This window comes from Neptunomonas sp. CHC150, from assembly GCF_030397555.1.
GTDB lineage: Bacteria > Pseudomonadota > Gammaproteobacteria > Pseudomonadales > Balneatricaceae > Neptunomonas > Neptunomonas phycophila.
Genome location: NZ_JAPNXU010000003.1, coordinates 219532 through 235950, shown reverse-complemented (window position 1 = coordinate 235950; position 16419 = coordinate 219532). Strand labels below are relative to the sequence as shown.

Annotated in this window: 14 protein-coding genes; 6 read left to right on the top strand and 8 right to left on the bottom strand. The window is 44.4% G+C overall.

Features of this window, described 5'->3' with window-relative positions; all coding sequences use genetic code 11:
* Positions 1 to 153: 153 nt before the first annotated feature.
* The 5 genes from OW491_RS03605 to OW491_RS03585 form a co-directional block, all read right to left on the bottom strand.
* On the bottom strand, positions 154 to 852 hold the full coding sequence (locus OW491_RS03605) for an aspartate/glutamate racemase family protein (protein WP_290034696.1): 699 nt from the start codon (positions 850 to 852) through the stop codon (positions 154 to 156).
* Positions 849 to 1691, bottom strand: a complete 843-nt coding sequence (locus OW491_RS03600) for an ABC transporter permease (RefSeq protein ID WP_075171702.1) — start codon at positions 1689 to 1691, stop codon at positions 849 to 851. The genes OW491_RS03605 and OW491_RS03600 overlap by 4 nt, the downstream gene beginning before the upstream one ends.
* Before the next feature lies 1 nt (position 1692).
* Entirely contained in the window at positions 1693 to 2565 is an 873-nt protein-coding gene (locus OW491_RS03595; protein WP_075171703.1) for an ABC transporter permease, read from the bottom strand.
* A gap of 90 nt (positions 2566 to 2655) precedes the next feature.
* Positions 2656 to 3984 carry a PotD/PotF family extracellular solute-binding protein gene (locus tag OW491_RS03590; protein ID WP_075171704.1) on the bottom strand — a complete coding sequence of 443 codons (1329 nt, stop codon included), beginning with the start codon at positions 3982 to 3984 and terminating at the stop codon, positions 2656 to 2658.
* A gap of 88 nt (positions 3985 to 4072) precedes the next feature.
* On the bottom strand, positions 4073 to 5146 hold the full coding sequence (locus tag OW491_RS03585) for an ABC transporter ATP-binding protein (protein ID WP_075171705.1): 1074 nt from the start codon (positions 5144 to 5146) through the stop codon (positions 4073 to 4075).
* Between the two features lie 303 nt (positions 5147 to 5449).
* Between OW491_RS03585 and OW491_RS03580 the strand changes: the two genes are divergently transcribed.
* The 3 genes from OW491_RS03580 to OW491_RS03570 all read left to right on the top strand — a co-directional run bounded on the left by OW491_RS03580 (position 5450) and on the right by OW491_RS03570 (position 9314).
* A complete protein-coding gene (locus tag OW491_RS03580; RefSeq protein WP_290034692.1) occupies positions 5450 to 6133 on the top strand; it encodes a GntR family transcriptional regulator in 684 nt (227 codons plus the stop codon).
* Between the two features lie 112 nt (positions 6134 to 6245).
* Complete coding sequence (locus tag OW491_RS03575; RefSeq protein WP_290034691.1) at positions 6246 to 8651, top strand: EAL domain-containing protein; 2406 nt, start codon at positions 6246 to 6248, stop codon at positions 8649 to 8651.
* An 81-nt stretch (positions 8652 to 8732) separates the two neighbouring features.
* On the top strand, positions 8733 to 9314 hold the full coding sequence (locus OW491_RS03570) for a DUF6436 domain-containing protein (protein WP_075171708.1): 582 nt from the start codon (positions 8733 to 8735) through the stop codon (positions 9312 to 9314).
* 20 nt (positions 9315 to 9334) lie between these two features.
* Here the strand turns inward: OW491_RS03570 and OW491_RS03565 are convergent, their stop codons facing one another.
* The 3 genes from OW491_RS03565 to OW491_RS03555 all read right to left on the bottom strand — a co-directional run bounded on the left by OW491_RS03565 (position 9335) and on the right by OW491_RS03555 (position 13019).
* The gene (locus OW491_RS03565) at positions 9335 to 9847 is read right to left on the bottom strand and encodes a lipocalin family protein (RefSeq protein WP_290034689.1); all 513 of its coding nucleotides are present in this window, start codon (positions 9845 to 9847) and stop codon (positions 9335 to 9337) included.
* 96 nt (positions 9848 to 9943) lie between these two features.
* Positions 9944 to 11533: a cryptochrome/photolyase family protein gene (locus tag OW491_RS03560; RefSeq protein WP_290034687.1), complete on the bottom strand. Its 1590-nt coding sequence runs from the start codon at positions 11531 to 11533 to the stop codon at positions 9944 to 9946.
* A gap of 1 nt (position 11534) precedes the next feature.
* Positions 11535 to 13019, bottom strand: coding sequence for an exonuclease domain-containing protein (locus OW491_RS03555; protein ID WP_290034686.1), 1485 nt, complete (start codon positions 13017 to 13019; stop codon positions 11535 to 11537).
* A gap of 110 nt (positions 13020 to 13129) precedes the next feature.
* Between OW491_RS03555 and OW491_RS03550 the strand changes: the two genes are divergently transcribed.
* The 3 genes from OW491_RS03550 (at position 13130) to OW491_RS03540 (ending at position 15948) form a co-directional block, all read left to right on the top strand.
* Entirely contained in the window at positions 13130 to 13777 is a 648-nt protein-coding gene (locus OW491_RS03550; RefSeq protein ID WP_254842954.1) for a glutathione peroxidase, read from the top strand.
* On the top strand, positions 13777 to 15141 hold the full coding sequence (locus OW491_RS03545; RefSeq protein ID WP_075180274.1) for an AarF/ABC1/UbiB kinase family protein: 1365 nt from the start codon (positions 13777 to 13779) through the stop codon (positions 15139 to 15141). Before OW491_RS03550 ends, OW491_RS03545 begins: the two co-directional genes overlap by 1 nt.
* Before the next feature lie 63 nt (positions 15142 to 15204).
* Positions 15205 to 15948 carry an SDR family NAD(P)-dependent oxidoreductase gene (locus tag OW491_RS03540; RefSeq protein ID WP_075171712.1) on the top strand — a complete coding sequence of 248 codons (744 nt, stop codon included), beginning with the start codon at positions 15205 to 15207 and terminating at the stop codon, positions 15946 to 15948.
* Positions 15949 to 16419 lie beyond the last annotated feature (471 nt).

The window sequence follows — 16419 nt, the reverse complement described above, 5'->3', positions numbered from 1 at the left end:
GGTTATCGCCGCTCAAGCTCGTTTCTTGAGGATTAACGTTATGAAAACCGGAGTAATCTTGGCAGGTTGATGCTAATAAGAGGATAGTTGATTATTGATGCATTGCGCGAAAATTTATTTTCTGCACAATGCATCAATAAGCTATGGGTTGGCTTAGGCCATAGTGTTTGTTTGGAAAGTATTTCGTTTACTGGTTTGGAGTTTATTGCGTACTAGCCCTTCTAGCATAGATACGCCCGCGCGAACGCCATCAACGACAGGCAAATTGAGTTTGTGGCTAAAGTGACTTTGTTGTTGGGTGAGTCCTGCGCATCCAAAGACAAGCACTTCGGCTTCGCTGTGTTGAAGGATGGCTTCTGCACGGGCGACCAAGTGGGCTCGCTCGGATTCTGATAAGGCCTCTAGTGCTAATACGGGTATACAAGCGGCATACACCCCTTTGCATTGCCGCTCAAAGCCGTAGTTTATAGCGTTTTGGGAGAGTATTGCGATGGACTTAGATTGCGCGGTTAGGATAGCAAACCCATAACCTAGCATGCTGGCATAATGCATGGCGGCTTCTCCAATGCCTATCACCGGCCCTTTAGCTATCTCCCGCGCAGCATAGAGCCCTGTATCGTCGGCGCATGCAATGAGGTAAGCATCAAAACCTTCTTTCTCACCGAGCTGTATTTGTTCGAGTACGCCAACTTGAGCTATTGCTCCATCATAATAGCCTTCAACGCTGGCGACTCCGGCACCCGCGCATACCACTGTAATGTCTGTACTTTGGCTGGCGACTTCCCGGCAACTTTGTTCAATCAGTAGGCGCATGTCGTTACTGTCATTAGGGTTAATTACCAAAATTTTCATACGTGAGCCTCTGAAGAGGGGAGTGGTTTTTTCTGGCGGCGTTTGATGGCGGTGATAATCACAAGCGTCAACACAATTAAGATGAATGAGAAAACGGTGGTGAATGTGCCTAATGCATAGAGAACCGGCGTAGTGACATTAGTGGTCATACCATAGATTTCCAGCGGTAGGGTGTTAAAACTTCCTGCCGTCATGATGGTTCTGGCGAATTCATCATAAGAAAGGGTGAAACCAAAGAGACCTACGCCAATTAAGCTTGGGAGTATCAGGGGCAGGACAACCAGCCTAAAGGTTTGCCATGCTGTAGCACCCATATCAACAGCTGCAGCTTCATACGCCTTATTAAAACGATTAAATACAGCGAACATAATGAGTAAACCAAAAGGTAAAGACCAGGTAAGGTGTGCGCCAAAAGCGGATGAGTACCAGTGTGGTGAGAGACCTAAGCGATCAAACATAATCCCGATCCCTAAGCTGATCAAAATCGACGGCAAAATTAAACTAACCAGAGTCAGGTAAAATAATACGGTAGAGCCTTTGAAGGCGCGGCGATAAGCAAGGCCCGCTAATAGGGAAAAGAGCACGGTGCAAATCATGACGGCAAAGCCGAGTAATAATGAGCGCATCAAGGAGCCACCAAAATCACCAACTTGCTGTTTTTCAAAAAGAGCCCTAAACCAATGCAAAGACAATCCGTTTAACGGGAAGGTTAATCCGCCATCAGGTCCTTGAAATGAAAGAATCGCGATGGTCAGGGTAGGGCCGTAAAGAAATACGATAAACAAACAAAAGATAATCGTTAATGGAAAAAAGCCAGGCTTTCGGTTAGAGATGCGCATGTTATAGCTCCTGCTTAATGTTAATAAAGCGGAACAAAATGCTCAGCATAATTAGCACCGTAATTAAAAGAATGACGGCGCCCGCTGCAGCCGCAGGGTATTGCAGCAAGGATATTTCGTTGTAGATAAGAACACCCACAGAAGCGCTTAGACCACCGCTCATTAATCGCACGGTTATAAAGTCACCCATCACTAGTGTGATGATGAATATAGATCCAATTGCGATACCCGATTTACACAATGGGATGATGACGTGAAAAATGGTTTGCATCATCGAAGCGCCAGCATCAATAGAGGCTTCGACTAGGTTGCGGTCGATTCGCATCATTGCATTGAATATAGGTACGACCATAAACAGCGTATACAGATGTACAAATGCTAATATGACAGAAAAATCACTATACAGCAGCCATTCTAAGGGTTCGTTGGTAATGCCGGCGCCTTGCAATCCACTGTTCACTAATCCGTTGCGGCCTAGTAATGGGATCCAAGAAATCATTCGTATGATATTGGATGTAAGAAAGGGGACCGTGCAAACAATAAACAATATGCTCTGCAATAACGGGTTTTTAATATAAAAAGCGAGATAATAAGCAACCGTAAAGCCCAGCACTAAGGCGATGATCCATGTCATAAATGCATAATAAAACGTATTCAAATATGCCTTTAGGGTCACGCTAGATGTGAGTAAAAATTCATAGTTTTCGAAAATAAAATCAGGCAGTAACTGATACGCGTTGTAATCCCAAAAACTCACAATAATGATGGTGATTACTGGGAATAGTAAGAAGAATAAAATCACCAAACTAAGCGGTGTGATTTGTAAATAGCTGGGGTTTAAAGAAAAACCAGACAGCTTTGTAGGTGAACCCATAAGGTAGCTCCAGTGACCGTATTGCGGTTTTACAAGGAAGGTCAGCACAGCAAGAACGGCTGTGCTGACTTGAGTGGTTACCTCATACCCTTACGAGGCAATAAACTCATTCCATTTGCGTACCATGTACTTGTTTTCGTCCATGACAGAGTTCCAGCAAGCAACGGCCCCCATACGTTCGGTGTAAGAGCCACCATCGCGCACGGCCCCTGCTTTTTCGAGAACTTTGCCATCGGGGCTTAAAATGTCACTTTGGGCCTCTTTACCCTCAATCCAGAATCCCCATTCGTTTTCTGTCATGTATTTTTGTGAGGTAGCAGGAGCCGCGCTGTAGTAGCCTTGACGGTTCAAGTACGCACCTACCCAGCCTGATAAGTACCAATCAATGTACTCATAAGCGGCATCTAACTCTATGCCTGATAAGTGTTTAGCGAGACCAATACCACCGCCCCAAGCACGGTAACCTTCTTCCAACGGCTGATATTTACAAGGGATGCCTTTAGATCTTACGGCCGTGACTGCCGGTGACCACATGGACTGAATGACCACTTCACCGGACGACATTAAGTTGACTGACTCATCAAAGCTCTTCCAGAAGGCGCGGAACTGACCGTTGGCTTTGGCTTGCTTAAGGATTTCGATGGTCTGATCGATTTCATCGCGGGTCATGTTGCCTTTATCGCCATACTTAATCTCACCCATGGATTCACAGATCATGGCGGCATCCATAATTCCAATGGATGGGATATTTAAGAGCGATGTTTTGCCTTTAAACGCTGGGTCCATGATGTCGCGCCAGTTAGTTATCGGGCGGCCAACAAGGTCAGGGCGAATGCCTAGGGTATCGGCATTGTAGATGGTGGGTATGAGTGTCATCCAATTTGTTGCTGATGAGGCAAATGTGGTGGAGTCTTTGCCTTCGACAAATCCTACTGTATGTGGCGCTGTGCCTTGAGCAATCGTGGATTCAGGAGTCAGCTTACCGTCAATGAATAGTGGAGAAATCTTATCGAAGTTGCTTAACCTTGAAGTGTCCATCGGTTGCATTACGCCCGACGGATAGACTTTTTTACAGATCCAGTACTCAATATCCGCAATGTCCCAAGAGTTAGGTTGGGTGACGGCGCGTTGAGCAACAGCATCAGAGTCCAGTGCTGTTAATTGCAAGTTGATACCCAAGTCTTCTTTCGCTTTTTCGGAAATGGCATTTAAATTTGATACGCCCGTACCAAACTGGCGCAGCGTGATATCTTTTATATTTTGAGCCCAAATCATCGGGAAACCAGTAATGGCCCCAGACCCAACAGCAACGCCGCTAATTGCTCCAGCTGCTTTAATAAAACTACGTCGGCTTAACCCTTTCTGCTCCGAAGTTTCCATTTCATTAGATGGGTTGTCCTGCTTAAGATCATTGCTCATTTAGAAGGCTCCTTGTAAGCGACGGTGTCGCTACATTGTTGATATTAATAACGCTGTTGTATTTTCTCTGGGCTGCATTAGCGCACTATCATGGGGCGATAGAAGCTAATGGATTAAGTGCATCGATACTCCAAGTGACGTATACGGCATCACCTTCTTTAACAGGCTTATCGAGCCAATCATGATCCGATTGGTAAACCGATAACGCTAATCCGTCTTGAAAAGCGCCTCGAACATGTACGTAACTGCCTTGGTATTCGACAAAATCTATTGTTAACGGGTCTGGCAAGCTGGTGGCTGTAGGTGCAGTAGAGATAGAAATTTGGTCACAACGCAAAGAAATACCTGACAGGTTTTCTTGTGAGAAAGTGTCAGGGATCGGGAAAGCTCGATCTTTCACTACCAATGCTTTTTGATCAGGGGCTAAATCACCCTCTATGATGTTATGCCCGCCAATAAACTGAGCCACAAAAGCGGTACGAGGAGTGCGGAATATCCCTTGTGGACTGTCCACTTGCTCGATGAATCCTTGGTTCATGACTACTACTTGATCAGCTAGGGCGAAGGCCTCTTCTTGGGAGTGGGTGACATGAATAAAAGTGATGCCTAACTGCTGTTGGATGCGTTTAAGCTCAGTGCGCATCTTAGTGCGTAAAAAAGGATCAAGTGCAGAGAGCGGTTCATCGAGCAGAATGACTTCCGGTTGGTTAATTAAGGCTCTCGCTAAGGCAACTCGTTGTTGTTGTCCGCCTGATAATTGGTCTGGAAACGCCTCTGCAAATTGGTCCATGTTAACCAGCTTGAGCATGTCCAGTGCACGAGCTTTTCGCTCTCCTGCGCTCACGCCGGCTATTTTTAGGCTGAACGCCACATTATCTAGGCTATTTAAATGAGGGAAAAGTGCGTAATTTTGGAACATTAATGCCGTGCCGCGTTGCCTTGGTGGCAAGTCGGTAACATTTCGGTTATTGAGCAGTATATCTCCTTCGGTAGCTGTTTCATGACCGGCTATCATGCGTAAGGTCGTGCTTTTCCCACAACCACTAGGGCCGAGTAAGCAGCAATAGGAACCTCCGTCTATTTTGAGGTTGATCTTCTTCACTGCCTCGCTGTCGCCGTATCGTTTGACGACACTGATGAGTTCGACCGTACCTTTTTTCATCTCAATACCTGTAAATTGCTAACAATTTTGTCTGTTTTACATTGCAGCGGGTGTGCCAACTGTGAACGCTTTTTATCTAAATCTATGTTTTTAATGAATATTATTTTTGAGGTGAAGTGTTTTTATAAATGTAAAACAAACGGAGCAGGTAACGAGGTTCAGCTCAATACGCACTTATTTAGAGCGAAGTGAGCAGAATTAGAGCAAAAACTTATTTATTTCTAACCCTTTGAGGGACTCAATGATTGTTTTGCTATGGGTCAATATTTTTTCTATATTGTTAGCAATTGTTGAGGATGGATTATGAGTACCAAAGCGCAAGCGGAAATAGAAAGGATCATGACCAGTATTAGCCAAGCTATTGTTGATCATCGATTGCCACCAGGGACACGGTTGGTGGAATCTAAATTAGTGGAGGCCTTACAAGCTAATCGCAATCATGTGCGAGCAGCGCTACAACGCCTAGCAGCAGAAACAAAAGTGGTATCGATTTTAGCCAATAGGGGGGCGATTGTGGCTCAGCCTTCTATCAAAGAGGCAAGGGATATCTTTGAAACCCGAACGGTACTAGAGCGAGCGATTGTTAGTTTAGCTACGCGAAACTTAAGTGCCAGAAATAAGAACCGCTTACTTAAGCAAATAGAAAAGGAAAAACTCGCCATTGATGCGAAGGATCGTCAACAAATGATCCGTGAGTCAGGGCGTTTTCACACACTCTTAGCAGAAATAGCAGGCAATACGGTTTTAGGAGAGCTGTTAGACGGCCTTATCAAACGTACTTCATTGATCATCGCTTTGTATCAAGGGACACCGGATGTTCAATGTACGCTGGGGGAGCATCAAGCCTTAGCGCACGCTATTTTAGCGGGTGATGAATCGTTGGCTTTGCAGTTAAATGACGTACACATGCATACCATAGAAAGCCATTTGCTATTAAACGAGACATCACCCAGTGTAGATTTAAAAACAGCATTATCTGTTTCGTAGGTGATTAGGCCTCACTTTTGGCGCGTGTTAGCCTATAGGGTAACTTGCTTAGTTAGTAAACTCATCTAGACTACAAAGTTCAAGGAGTGAACAACTATATGTCGGAATACCCATGTTAACTACATTGGTAGGTTTCCGTAATAGAAACCCGTTGACCTTGCGAATCCTGATTTCTATAGTGCTGGCCAGTTCAGTATTTGCAGCTGTGATAACGGGCTTTCATCTTTACGGTAAGTTCCGTGAAGATATGCAAACATTGGATGTACGTTTGCGAGATGCGGAGTCTACTTTTTTACCCTCCATTGTTGATGCCGTATGGCGCGTCGATAAACCGCTTGTTGTTCTCAATTTAAACGCTATTGCTCAATTGCCCTTTGTGAATTATTTAGTCATTAATTCACCTGATTTTGAATCGATTGGAGTCGGTGAAAAGTCAGACGGCCCTTTTCAAACGCTCCAGCGATATCAGCTTTCCTACCAACAGGGTGATGAAACTAGCACTGTGGGGGAGCTCATCATTCAGGTAGATCGCCATTCTATATATGAAAACATCGGCCGTGATGCCGTTATTCTGCTGTTGCTCAATGCATTTAAAACATTATGCGTTTCGCTCATCATTTTATACTTGATGGATAAAATGCTGTTTCGCTATTTACGTCGACTACGCAATACGGCGTCGGGTATTACAATGGAGCGCTTGAGTGAGCGCTTCACTTTAGGGCGAGACCCTGATCTTCCTGTCGATGAACTGGATGACATTTGTCAGTCGCTCGAAAGCATGCGTATTAGAATAGAGCAGGGTGTAACAGAGCTGCGTATTACTAAAGCTGAGCGTGAGCGTGTCTATCACGCGGCTAGCGAAGGCGAAACCGCGGTTATTATCTTCAACGAATACGGTGTTATCCGATTTTATAACCATCAGTTTGAGGGGCTGCTTGATAAATTAACAATCCGTTTGCCCGCGTCTTTGACGGATATGTACGTTATTGATGAAGTGCTAGATTCAATTGATACTCAACTGAGCACTCGCTCTTTGGTAAATGCCCTCATGGGGGAGAATCATGCGTGGCATAAAGAGTTATTTTTGTTACCACCTGACAGCCCGCCGTGTTGGTTTAATCTGCGTTGTGTTAGCTATCTGAATACCTACGATGATGAACAGCAATATATCTTGTCGATACGAGATGTTACTGAGCTAAAGAATGCTTATGTGCGTCAACAGGAGCTTGTAGAAAAGGATGCTCTTACTGGCTTGCCAAGTTTGGCCGTGGGGTTAGACATGTTGCAAACTAGGTTAGACACGAGTGTCGATCACAATGCACATTTAGCCGTATTCATCGTGAGTACAAATGCTTATAAAGCGGTGCAAGAGACGTTTGGGTTGCACTATGCCGATCTTATGTTGCTGCAAATCTCAGAAATTATAGCTCACAAAGCACCGCCGGCTACGTTGTTAATGCGCTCAGGGGAGAGTGACTTTTTATGTGCTTTTGAACTACGAAGTGCACATGCACGTTTGGTTCTCGAATTTTTAGATCGACTAAACGAAGCGTTTAATGCCCCGCTTTATATTCACGATGAGCCAGTACACATTGATCATTACGGTGGCGTTGCTATTTCCCCCAATGATGGGATAACCAGTGAAGATCTACTCCAACACGCTATGTCTGCCCTATACAAGGCTAAAGAGGCACGCTCTGATAACCGTTTTTATTTTTACGAGCCAGCGATGAAACAAGAGTCTGTGCGGCGGCTTTACATTGCAGCTCATATCCGAAGTGGAAAATGTGCAGAGGAATTAGATGTCTATTTTCAACCGATTCTTAAAGCAGGAAGTAACCAATTAATTGCTTGTGAGGCGCTAGCACGTTGGGATAGCCCTGTGTTAGGCGTGATACCGCCTACAGAATTTATTTTTGAAGCAGAGCGGTTGCATGCAATTTGCCAGTTAGGGGAGTCGATTTTACAACGGGCTTGTATCCAAGCGGCTAAATGGCTGCCTTTAGCATCTAAAGGTTTTTATATGAGTGTTAATATCTCGCCATTGCAAGTAGAGAACCGAGATTTTATTAAGGTAGTCAAAAATGCTTTAGCGATTGCTCAATTACCCCCCAATGCGTTAAAGCTAGAGGTAACTGAGCGCTTGTTATTAAATGATGACAGTTACGTAGAAGAAAAAATGCAAGAGCTCAAGGCGTTGGGGGTGAGAATAGCTATTGATGATTTTGGCAGTGGTTATGCTTCATTAAATTATTTATGCCAGTATCCATTTGAGCTGTTAAAGATCGATCAGAGTTTTATTAGTAAGCTCCTTGAAGACCGTAGTAGCCGCATTCTCGTTAAAATGATTATTCAAATGGCACACGATTTGGGTTTAGAAACGGTAGCCGAAGGCATAGAAGATAAGCAGGTCCAAGAGTTATTAGAAAGTATGGGGTGTGACTATCTACAAGGCTACTTGTACAGCGTACCTTTGCCCGCCGGTGACTTTGAGTCTTATCTTAATCAGCGGCTGTAATTAAGTTTTTGATCGCTATGTTTGTGCAAGCATTCTTTGCTATCCTCCCCATTTTTATTTGTCATCCTTTATATGGTTAACATGTTAAAGCAGTATAAATACTCGGTTATCTGGGCAGGCGTTTTGTGTTGGTTGATCATTATCGGTCTCACTTTTTGGTGGTTTGAATTTAGAATTAACCGTCAAGTAGACTCAACACAAGAGGCCGTGTTTGATAGCCGAATTTACTCACACAATGCCTTATCGCGCGGCGTGAAGTCTGACGGGACTACTGTTATCCATTACTTTGATATCAGCTGTCCGTGCACGCGCTTTAATACCCCTCATGTAAGAGATCTCATTGAAAGGTACAGCGCTCAGGGCGTTAATTTTTTGATCAGAGCGGCAGACGTACCTTCATTGAGGCAAGCTAATCGACTATTTGGCGACCAAACCGTGCGCTTAGCCCGCGAAAATGAGGCACCTGCCGCGAGTCCTAGTGCGATTGTTATTACTGGGGGCGAGGTGAATTATATAGGTCCTTATAGCCCAGAAGCGGTGTGCTCAACGGCGGCTGGAGACTTTGTTGGCTTGGTGTTAGATGATCTTTTGGCTAATAAGCCATTCAAACAGCCAACTAATTTAGCAATGGGCTGTTTTTGCGAATGGCCGAGTTCCAGTTAGTACTTTGTTAGCCTGAATTTTTACTGGCAGTCCCTTACGGTAATCCACTGATCATCAGAAATACCTAAGTTACGTGCCACTTGCATGAATTGGTCGCATTGAACGAGTGAGGGTTGCTCGCTTCTAGAAAGCAACCATGCATAGTCAGTGTTTGGCCCAACCACTAACGCCATTTGATAGTCTGCATCTAATTTAGCGATGTGATAACCACCATAGAAAGGGCCAAAAAACGACACTTTCAAGCTGCCGGTGTTTTGGTCTTTTAAAAAATAGGCCTTGCCAATAGCCTCTTTCCATTCTGCTTTTTCCGTATCATATCCTCGGTTTACCACCTTGATTCCGCCATCGTCTCTAAGGGAGTAGGTGGCCGAGACGTCTGTTAAACCTTCTTCAAAAGAGTGATCTAGGCGCTTTATTTCGTACCAATGGCCTAAGTAGCGCTCGACAGCAAATGGCTGTACAGGTGTTACTCCTTCGGGTACTCCGGTACAGCCGGTAACCAAGCCTGCGATAGCGAGTAAACTAGCAAGCATCTTAGGCCTTTGTATTTTGGCGGTATTGTTATTAGCTAAACTTAGGTACCGTACTATAGATAAACAGGTGTCTTTCATTGGCATAGTTGACGTCCTTTATATGTCTTGAATATGGTTCACTAGCCACAGAGTCTGCTCTTTGATGGCCTGTTGTTCATTAGGGGCTTTATTGCTCCAATGCTTCACTTGCATAGCGAGTCTGGGGTTTTTAGAGAGACGTTCTTGGTGCTTGTCGACAAAATTCCAGTATAAAGTTGTGAAAGGGCATGCATCATCCCCAGAAGATTTCTTGGGGTTATAACGGCAGTGTTTGCAATAATTGGACATTTTATTAATGTAGTTGCCGCTGGCGATATAGGGCTTTGAGCCTACAATGCCGCCATCAGCATACTGACTCATACCTAGGGTGTTTGGGACTTCTACCCAGGCTATCGCATCTACAAAAAAGCCAAGATACCATTGGTGGATAGCCTTAGGATTTACCCCGTAGAGCAGTGAAAAAAGCCCGGTTACCATCAGCCTTTGTATATGATGCCCGTACCCTGTCTGCAAGACCTGTGTTATGGATTGATTCATGCAATGCATGTGTGTGTTACCTGTCCAATAAAAGTCAGGGAGCGGTTGGTTCGCCTCTAACGCATTCCAGGTTAACCAATCGGCACGGTGATACCAGTATAAGCCTCTGACATACTCCCGCCAGCCAACAATCTGACGAATAAAGCCTTCTACGGCATTAATCGGCGCATGTCCTGCATGGTAGTGGACAAGTGCCGCTTCTACGACTTCTTGTGGATTAATCAGTTTTAAGTTAAGGCTGCTAGATAGTAAAGAATGAAAAAGAGTTTGTTCATTCGTCCACATAGCGTCTTGATGATCCCCAAAGCTTGCTAAACGTGTGTTGATAAAGCTGTCTAATGCCTCAAACGCCTGCGAGCGGGTCACAGGCCAATTAAAATCTTCTAGCGTACCCGGGAGCTCTGAAAGGTGTTTCTCAATGTCTTTTTGGGCTTGTAAGGTGATCGGGTCTGGTGAGAATGTAGGAGGGATAGGGAGGTTGGTGGGGCCGGCTTTACCAAAGCTTTTGCGGTTGTCAGCATCAAAGTTCCATTGGCCTCCTTCTGGTTTTTTGTTGTCCATTAATAGGTGTTTACGTTGTCGAAGGTGGCGATACCAATATTCCATGATTGGTTTTTTTCGTTTGCTCATCCATTGTTTAAATTCTCCCTTTTGGGCCAAAAAATGCGTATCTTCTAACCATTCAATTGAGCGACTTTCTCGTTTAGCCCAGCTATTGAGTGCGTTATAAACGCGATAGTCCCCGGGTAGTACCGCTTTTATGTTAGTGGGGGAGCAATGTTCACAGGTTTGCTGTAACGCATCGCTTAAGGAAACGATTTTATGCGGTATATCCCAGTAAATGAGGGGAATGTTGTCTTGGGTCATCTGTTGTGCAAAATGACGCATCGCACTGAAAAAGAGGAGAGTGCGTTGCTTAGACGATATGGCAAGCCCGTTATCTTGTTGCGTCGTTGAGGGTAGGGATTCTTCAATAACTTCGGCCATTAATGCGGCATCTTGCGATGGGTCGAAACCATCCCAGAGGGAGCTATCCTCATTAAGTTGATCACCAAGCACTATGTGCAGAGTACGGATGTTGCCGGTGATGGGAGATAACGGGTCTGCCATATTAGCCTCTTTCTTCAAGCTGGTGTGTCAAGGGTGTAATTTGCAACTGATGTTGCTTGATTAGCTCGGGGTTCAATAAAAATCGGATCAGAATGAGGTATGCATCTAGATCAAAATGAGACGTGTTTGTTGGTGTAGCATTAAGCCGATCGTGCATAGTTGATTCGTCCTCAACTCTGCCTAGATAAATCCATTGATCAATAAGGTGGTAATGAGTGGTGGCTGAGTCTGACGCTGTGTTTTTGTCATGTTTGGGCGCTGCAGGCTCTATCACTAAAATGGCTGACGCCCAAGGCCACATCAGGTTCTTGATTGAACTAAGAGACATATCAACGCGTAAATTGTAATGTTCGGCAGACTCTTTGTGTACGCAGGCCCCTTTGCATCGGCGAATTTGATGTGCAAAGCAGGCACCTGATGCTTTTTTTTCTAACCCACTGAGCCGATGGCACAGCTGGTTGGCTTCCGCTAGGTATCTTAGAGTGCTTTCCGCTTTTTTCTTGCTACGGAATAAACCAAAGCGTTGGGTTATTTCGCTTACGTTGCTGGTATCTGCAAGTACTATGCGTAGTTGTGCGTAACCCGAGGTATCTGTTGTTTTTTCAAGTTGATAGAGCTTGCGCGTTTTGGTTTGGCGGCGGTTATAAGCTGGCATCAGCGTTTTTATTTCTGTGTTTTCAAGCAATTGAGCACCAAAGTCGGTTGGTGTCTCGGTATAGTCAATATGAGTAATCAGCTGGCTTATTTTTAGGTCTTTGGCGTTGCTGTGATCACTACTAAAATGATTTAAAACACGGTCTCTGATCGAAATCGATTTGCCGACGTATAGTAATTGACCGTTCTCACTGTAAAATCGATAAACCCCCGGCCGGCAAGGCAGTTTTTGTATTTCACCGGCCGGTAGATGGCTTGGTACGCTACTGTTTGCTCTCAGGCTTTTGCAAATTGCCTCAATCTCTTCAGGTTCACAGGTTTGGCTAAAGTGTTGGAATAGATGAAGAATCGCTTCTGTATCTCCCATTGCTCGGTGGCGTGCAGACATTGGAATTGATAAGCGTTCGATAATGGCATCTAAACCATGACGCTTAAATTGCGGGTTGAGACGGCGGCTTAACTTAACGGAGCACAAGGGCTTAGTTGTATACTCGATCCCCACTCGCTTGAATTCGTTTTTTAAAAAGCCGTAATCAAAACGCGCGTTATGAGCCACTAATACTTTACCTTCAAGTTTATCTATTAACTCGTCAGCAATGGTCTCGAAAGAGGGCTTACCTGCCAGCATCGAGTTAGAAATGCCTGTTAGCTTGGATATCCAGGGAGGAATCGAGATTCCGGGGTTGATAAGTTGTTCCCAACGTTCAGTAATAATGCCGTCGATAATGACTATTAATGCTATCTCGGTAATGCGATCTACGGTGGCTTTACCGCCGGTAGTCTCACAGTCAAGCAGCACCATTTTTTTTGGAAAACCATGTAGTGTTGTCAAAGGTAGAAATATCCACTCGTTTTATTTAATTCATTACGCTTTTTAAACGGCATTGGATCTAGAAATGAACTTGAGGCGTAAACATATTTAGAACATCGTGGAGTAAAACTATGTCTTTCATCGAGATCTCGCTTGGGTCGAGCGTTTCTAAGCCTATTATCTTGTCTGCCCACACTAAGGTCAGGCAAGTGATGTTTGCAACTATGGCTTTTGCGGCCTTTTCCCCCTCGGTTTCATGGTCAAAAGATCTCCCGATATCGAAAACCGCAGAATGCTCAGAAGCGTTAGACTTCACATACAAAGCACTTGGTGAGGAGCGGAAGGTTCATTTGTGTGATGCGTACCAAGGTAAACTTGTATTGGTTGTTAACACCGCTAGCAAATGCGCATTTACACCCCAATATGATGGTTTAGAGGCTTTATATGCTACGTATAAAGAGAAAGGACTGGTTGTATTGGGCTTCCCTTCTAATGATTTTGCCGGACAAGAGCCGGGGACTGAGCAGCAAATACAGAATTTTTGTCGTCTTACTTATAGCGTTAACTTTCCTATGTTTGAAAAAGTTCGTGTTACACAGAATGAAGCCTCGCCTATTTATGAATGGCTTGCTCAAAAAACGGGAGAGTATCCAGGCTGGAATTTCCATAAATACCTCATCTCGCCCAGTGGTGAGGTGATAGCCAGCTTTAAAAGCCATATCAAACCCGAGGATACCCGTATCGTTACTTTAATTGAACAACATTTACCGGCGCAATAATGCAATCTTCACGCAGTGACAAACATCCCGTATCTCGTACTCGTTCGGGAAAAAAAGTACCTTCAAGCCGTTTTTCTCGTTTGGTGAGTCTAGGAGGGTTAGCGAGCCGCTTAGCCGGAAATATAGCAGTAGAAGGCAGTAAAAAAGTGGCTCAAGGACACCGCCCTCGCATTAATGAATTGCTATTAACTCCCAATAATGTGAAGAAAGTAGCGGATAAATTAGCCACTATGCGTGGTGCTGCTATGAAAGTAGGGCAGTTGATATCTATGGACGCAGGAACGATGCTTCCGCCCGAGCTATCAGCTGTATTTGACCGTTTGCGGTCAGACGGGGAAGTCATGCCAGCCACTCAGTTAATTTCTGTATTAGAGAAAAACTGGGGGGCAGATTGGCAGTCTCGTTTTACTCAATTTTCGTTTAAGCCGATTGCCGCGGCATCTATAGGTCAGGTGCATTCAGCTGTTTGCCAAGACGGGCGTCACATAGCGTTAAAAATCCAGTACCCAGGCGTGCGCGAAAGCATTGATAGTGATATTGCTAATGTAGTTATGTTGCTGCGTATTAGTGGGTTTATCCCAAAATCATTAGATATAGAACCGCTCATAACAGAGGCAAAAGAACAGCTAAAAGCCGAGTCAGACTATTGGGTGGAGGGTGAGCATTTAGAAAGTGTTAGGCACAAATTAGAAAGTTACCCTAGACGAGATGAGCTAATCACCCCGTTATACTATCCGGATCAATCATCACGTGACATTCTAGCGATGTCTTTTGAGTCTGGTGAACCATTAGAGCAGTCGCTTACCAATGCCCCCCAACGACATCAAATAATGGAGCTGATATTCGATTTGTTTTTTACCGAGCTATTTGATTTTGGCTTGGTACAGACGGATCCTAATTTGGCGAATTACTTGTATCAGCCAGACACGCAAAAGTTGGTTCTTTTAGATTTTGGTGCTGTACGCTCCTATACACCAGACTTTGTACGTGATTATTGGAGTGCGATCGAAGCGGCTGTTGAAGAAGACGAGGAACAACTGGCTGCGGCGCTTGGAAAACTGGGGTTTTTCAATACCAGCGCCGCTGTCGCCAACAAACCGATTATTTTGGCTATCTTTATGCTAGCGGTTGAGCCTTTGCGATGTGAAGGGATGTATAGCTTTGGATCCTCCAACATTGCTTTGCGGATACACGAGTTAGGAATGAGCATTAGTAAAGACCCTGACGCATGGCACACGCCACCGCCAGATGTGTTATTTCTGCATCGTAAGATGGCTGGCCTTTACTTGATGGCGGCACGTTTAGACACCCAAGTAAATGTTCGAAGTATATTCCTTAAAACTCAGCGGCAAATGAATTTGTGAGTCTGATTAATCCTTATAATCTGTAGGACCATTGTTTTACATAAAGCGGTGCAGAGGTTTCACATGTTGGAAAACTTTAGGGAAAACCTAAACGTCGTCGTTGTGGGCGCAACCGGTGGGATTGGTAATGCTATGGTTAGGGCATTACTTGAGACTCCACGAGTTGGCCATGTCTATACGTTCTCTCGTTCCCCAATATCTGAAGATCTTAAACAATGTTCGCAGATAACGGACATTGGCATTGATATTACGAATGAGCAATCTGTTGCCGCTGCGGCTCAACGGTTAGATGGTAAATTAGTAGATATTGTTATCGTAGCAACTGGGCTATTGCATGCACAAAACTTAGCTCCAGAGAAAAGTATCAAATCCTTAACAGCAGAGTCGTTTCAAGCTGTTTTCATGTCGAATACATTGGGACCGATGTTGGTTGCTAAACATTTTCTTCCTCTACTGAGAAGAAACCAAAAATCTGTGTTTAGTGCTTTGTCCGCCCGTGTTTCAAGCATATCTGATAATCGCCTAGGAGGCTGGTATAGCTACCGAGCCAGCAAAACGGCATTAAATATGATGTTGAAATCTTTAGCTATTGAATGCCAGCGGACACACCCGCAAGCTATTGTCGTTGGGCTGCATCCCGGGACGGTAGACACACCGCTATCAAAACCTTTTCAAAAACAGGTCAAACCAGATCAACTGTTTTTGCCCCATAACGCTGCTGAGTCATTACTTCAGGTGATTGACGGTCTCACATTAGAGGACAGTGGTAACCTTTTCGCGTGGGACGCAAAACAAATTTCTCCTTAATAGTTTGCAAAAGCTGCCGATCTATATGTAAATGCTTCTCTTTACTACTTTTAGTGCTTAGGATTGCTGAAGGTTCTTCTGTACTAATTTGTAGTGCTTCTAGTACTTTCGGGTTGGTTTATTTAGTAGTTTAGGAGGTAGAATTAAAGTATACATTATTGATATGTAAGTTTTTTTGTTTACAAACTTTTTGAATGTATATATTTTGTTGTTGTGCGCTTCAAACGCTTGTTTTAATCTAGGTGATGCAATTTAGGCCGCTACGATAGTCGGCGCTATAAAAGCCAGAAAGCTTGTTGACGTTACTAGGCTTTAAGCCTCTGTATAACCAAACTGATGGATGCCGATGTGAATTTTTGCGCAATATTACCACCGATTTTCGCCTCTAAAATGGTGTTGACTAATATGCTTTTTAAAGAGGGGTGTAGGTCTGTGCTTAAATTCTGTAACCCGCACCCTGTGGAGAGAAGG

What these genes read in the sequence shown, in the direction of transcription:
- OW491_RS03605 (WP_290034696.1), bottom strand. Translation starts at nt 852, where the DNA reads ATGAAAATTTTGGTAATTAACCCTAATGACAGTAACGACATGCGCCTA.
- OW491_RS03600 (WP_075171702.1), bottom strand. Translation starts at nt 1,691, where the DNA reads ATGCGCATCTCTAACCGAAAGCCTGGCTTTTTTCCATTAACGATTATC.
- OW491_RS03595 (WP_075171703.1), bottom strand. Translation starts at nt 2,565, where the DNA reads ATGGGTTCACCTACAAAGCTGTCTGGTTTTTCTTTAAACCCCAGCTAT.
- OW491_RS03590 (WP_075171704.1), bottom strand. Translation starts at nt 3,984, where the DNA reads ATGAGCAATGATCTTAAGCAGGACAACCCATCTAATGAAATGGAAACT.
- OW491_RS03585 (WP_075171705.1), bottom strand. Translation starts at nt 5,146, where the DNA reads ATGAAAAAAGGTACGGTCGAACTCATCAGTGTCGTCAAACGATACGGC.
- OW491_RS03580 (WP_290034692.1), top strand. Translation starts at nt 5,450, where the DNA reads ATGAGTACCAAAGCGCAAGCGGAAATAGAAAGGATCATGACCAGTATT.
- OW491_RS03575 (WP_290034691.1), top strand. Translation starts at nt 6,246, where the DNA reads ATGTTAACTACATTGGTAGGTTTCCGTAATAGAAACCCGTTGACCTTG.
- OW491_RS03570 (WP_075171708.1), top strand. Translation starts at nt 8,733, where the DNA reads ATGTTAAAGCAGTATAAATACTCGGTTATCTGGGCAGGCGTTTTGTGT.
- OW491_RS03565 (WP_290034689.1), bottom strand. Translation starts at nt 9,847, where the DNA reads ATGCTTGCTAGTTTACTCGCTATCGCAGGCTTGGTTACCGGCTGTACC.
- OW491_RS03560 (WP_290034687.1), bottom strand. Translation starts at nt 11,533, where the DNA reads ATGGCAGACCCGTTATCTCCCATCACCGGCAACATCCGTACTCTGCAC.
- OW491_RS03550 (WP_254842954.1), top strand. Translation starts at nt 13,130, where the DNA reads ATGTCTTTCATCGAGATCTCGCTTGGGTCGAGCGTTTCTAAGCCTATT.
- OW491_RS03545 (WP_075180274.1), top strand. Translation starts at nt 13,777, where the DNA reads ATGCAATCTTCACGCAGTGACAAACATCCCGTATCTCGTACTCGTTCG.
- OW491_RS03540 (WP_075171712.1), top strand. Translation starts at nt 15,205, where the DNA reads ATGTTGGAAAACTTTAGGGAAAACCTAAACGTCGTCGTTGTGGGCGCA.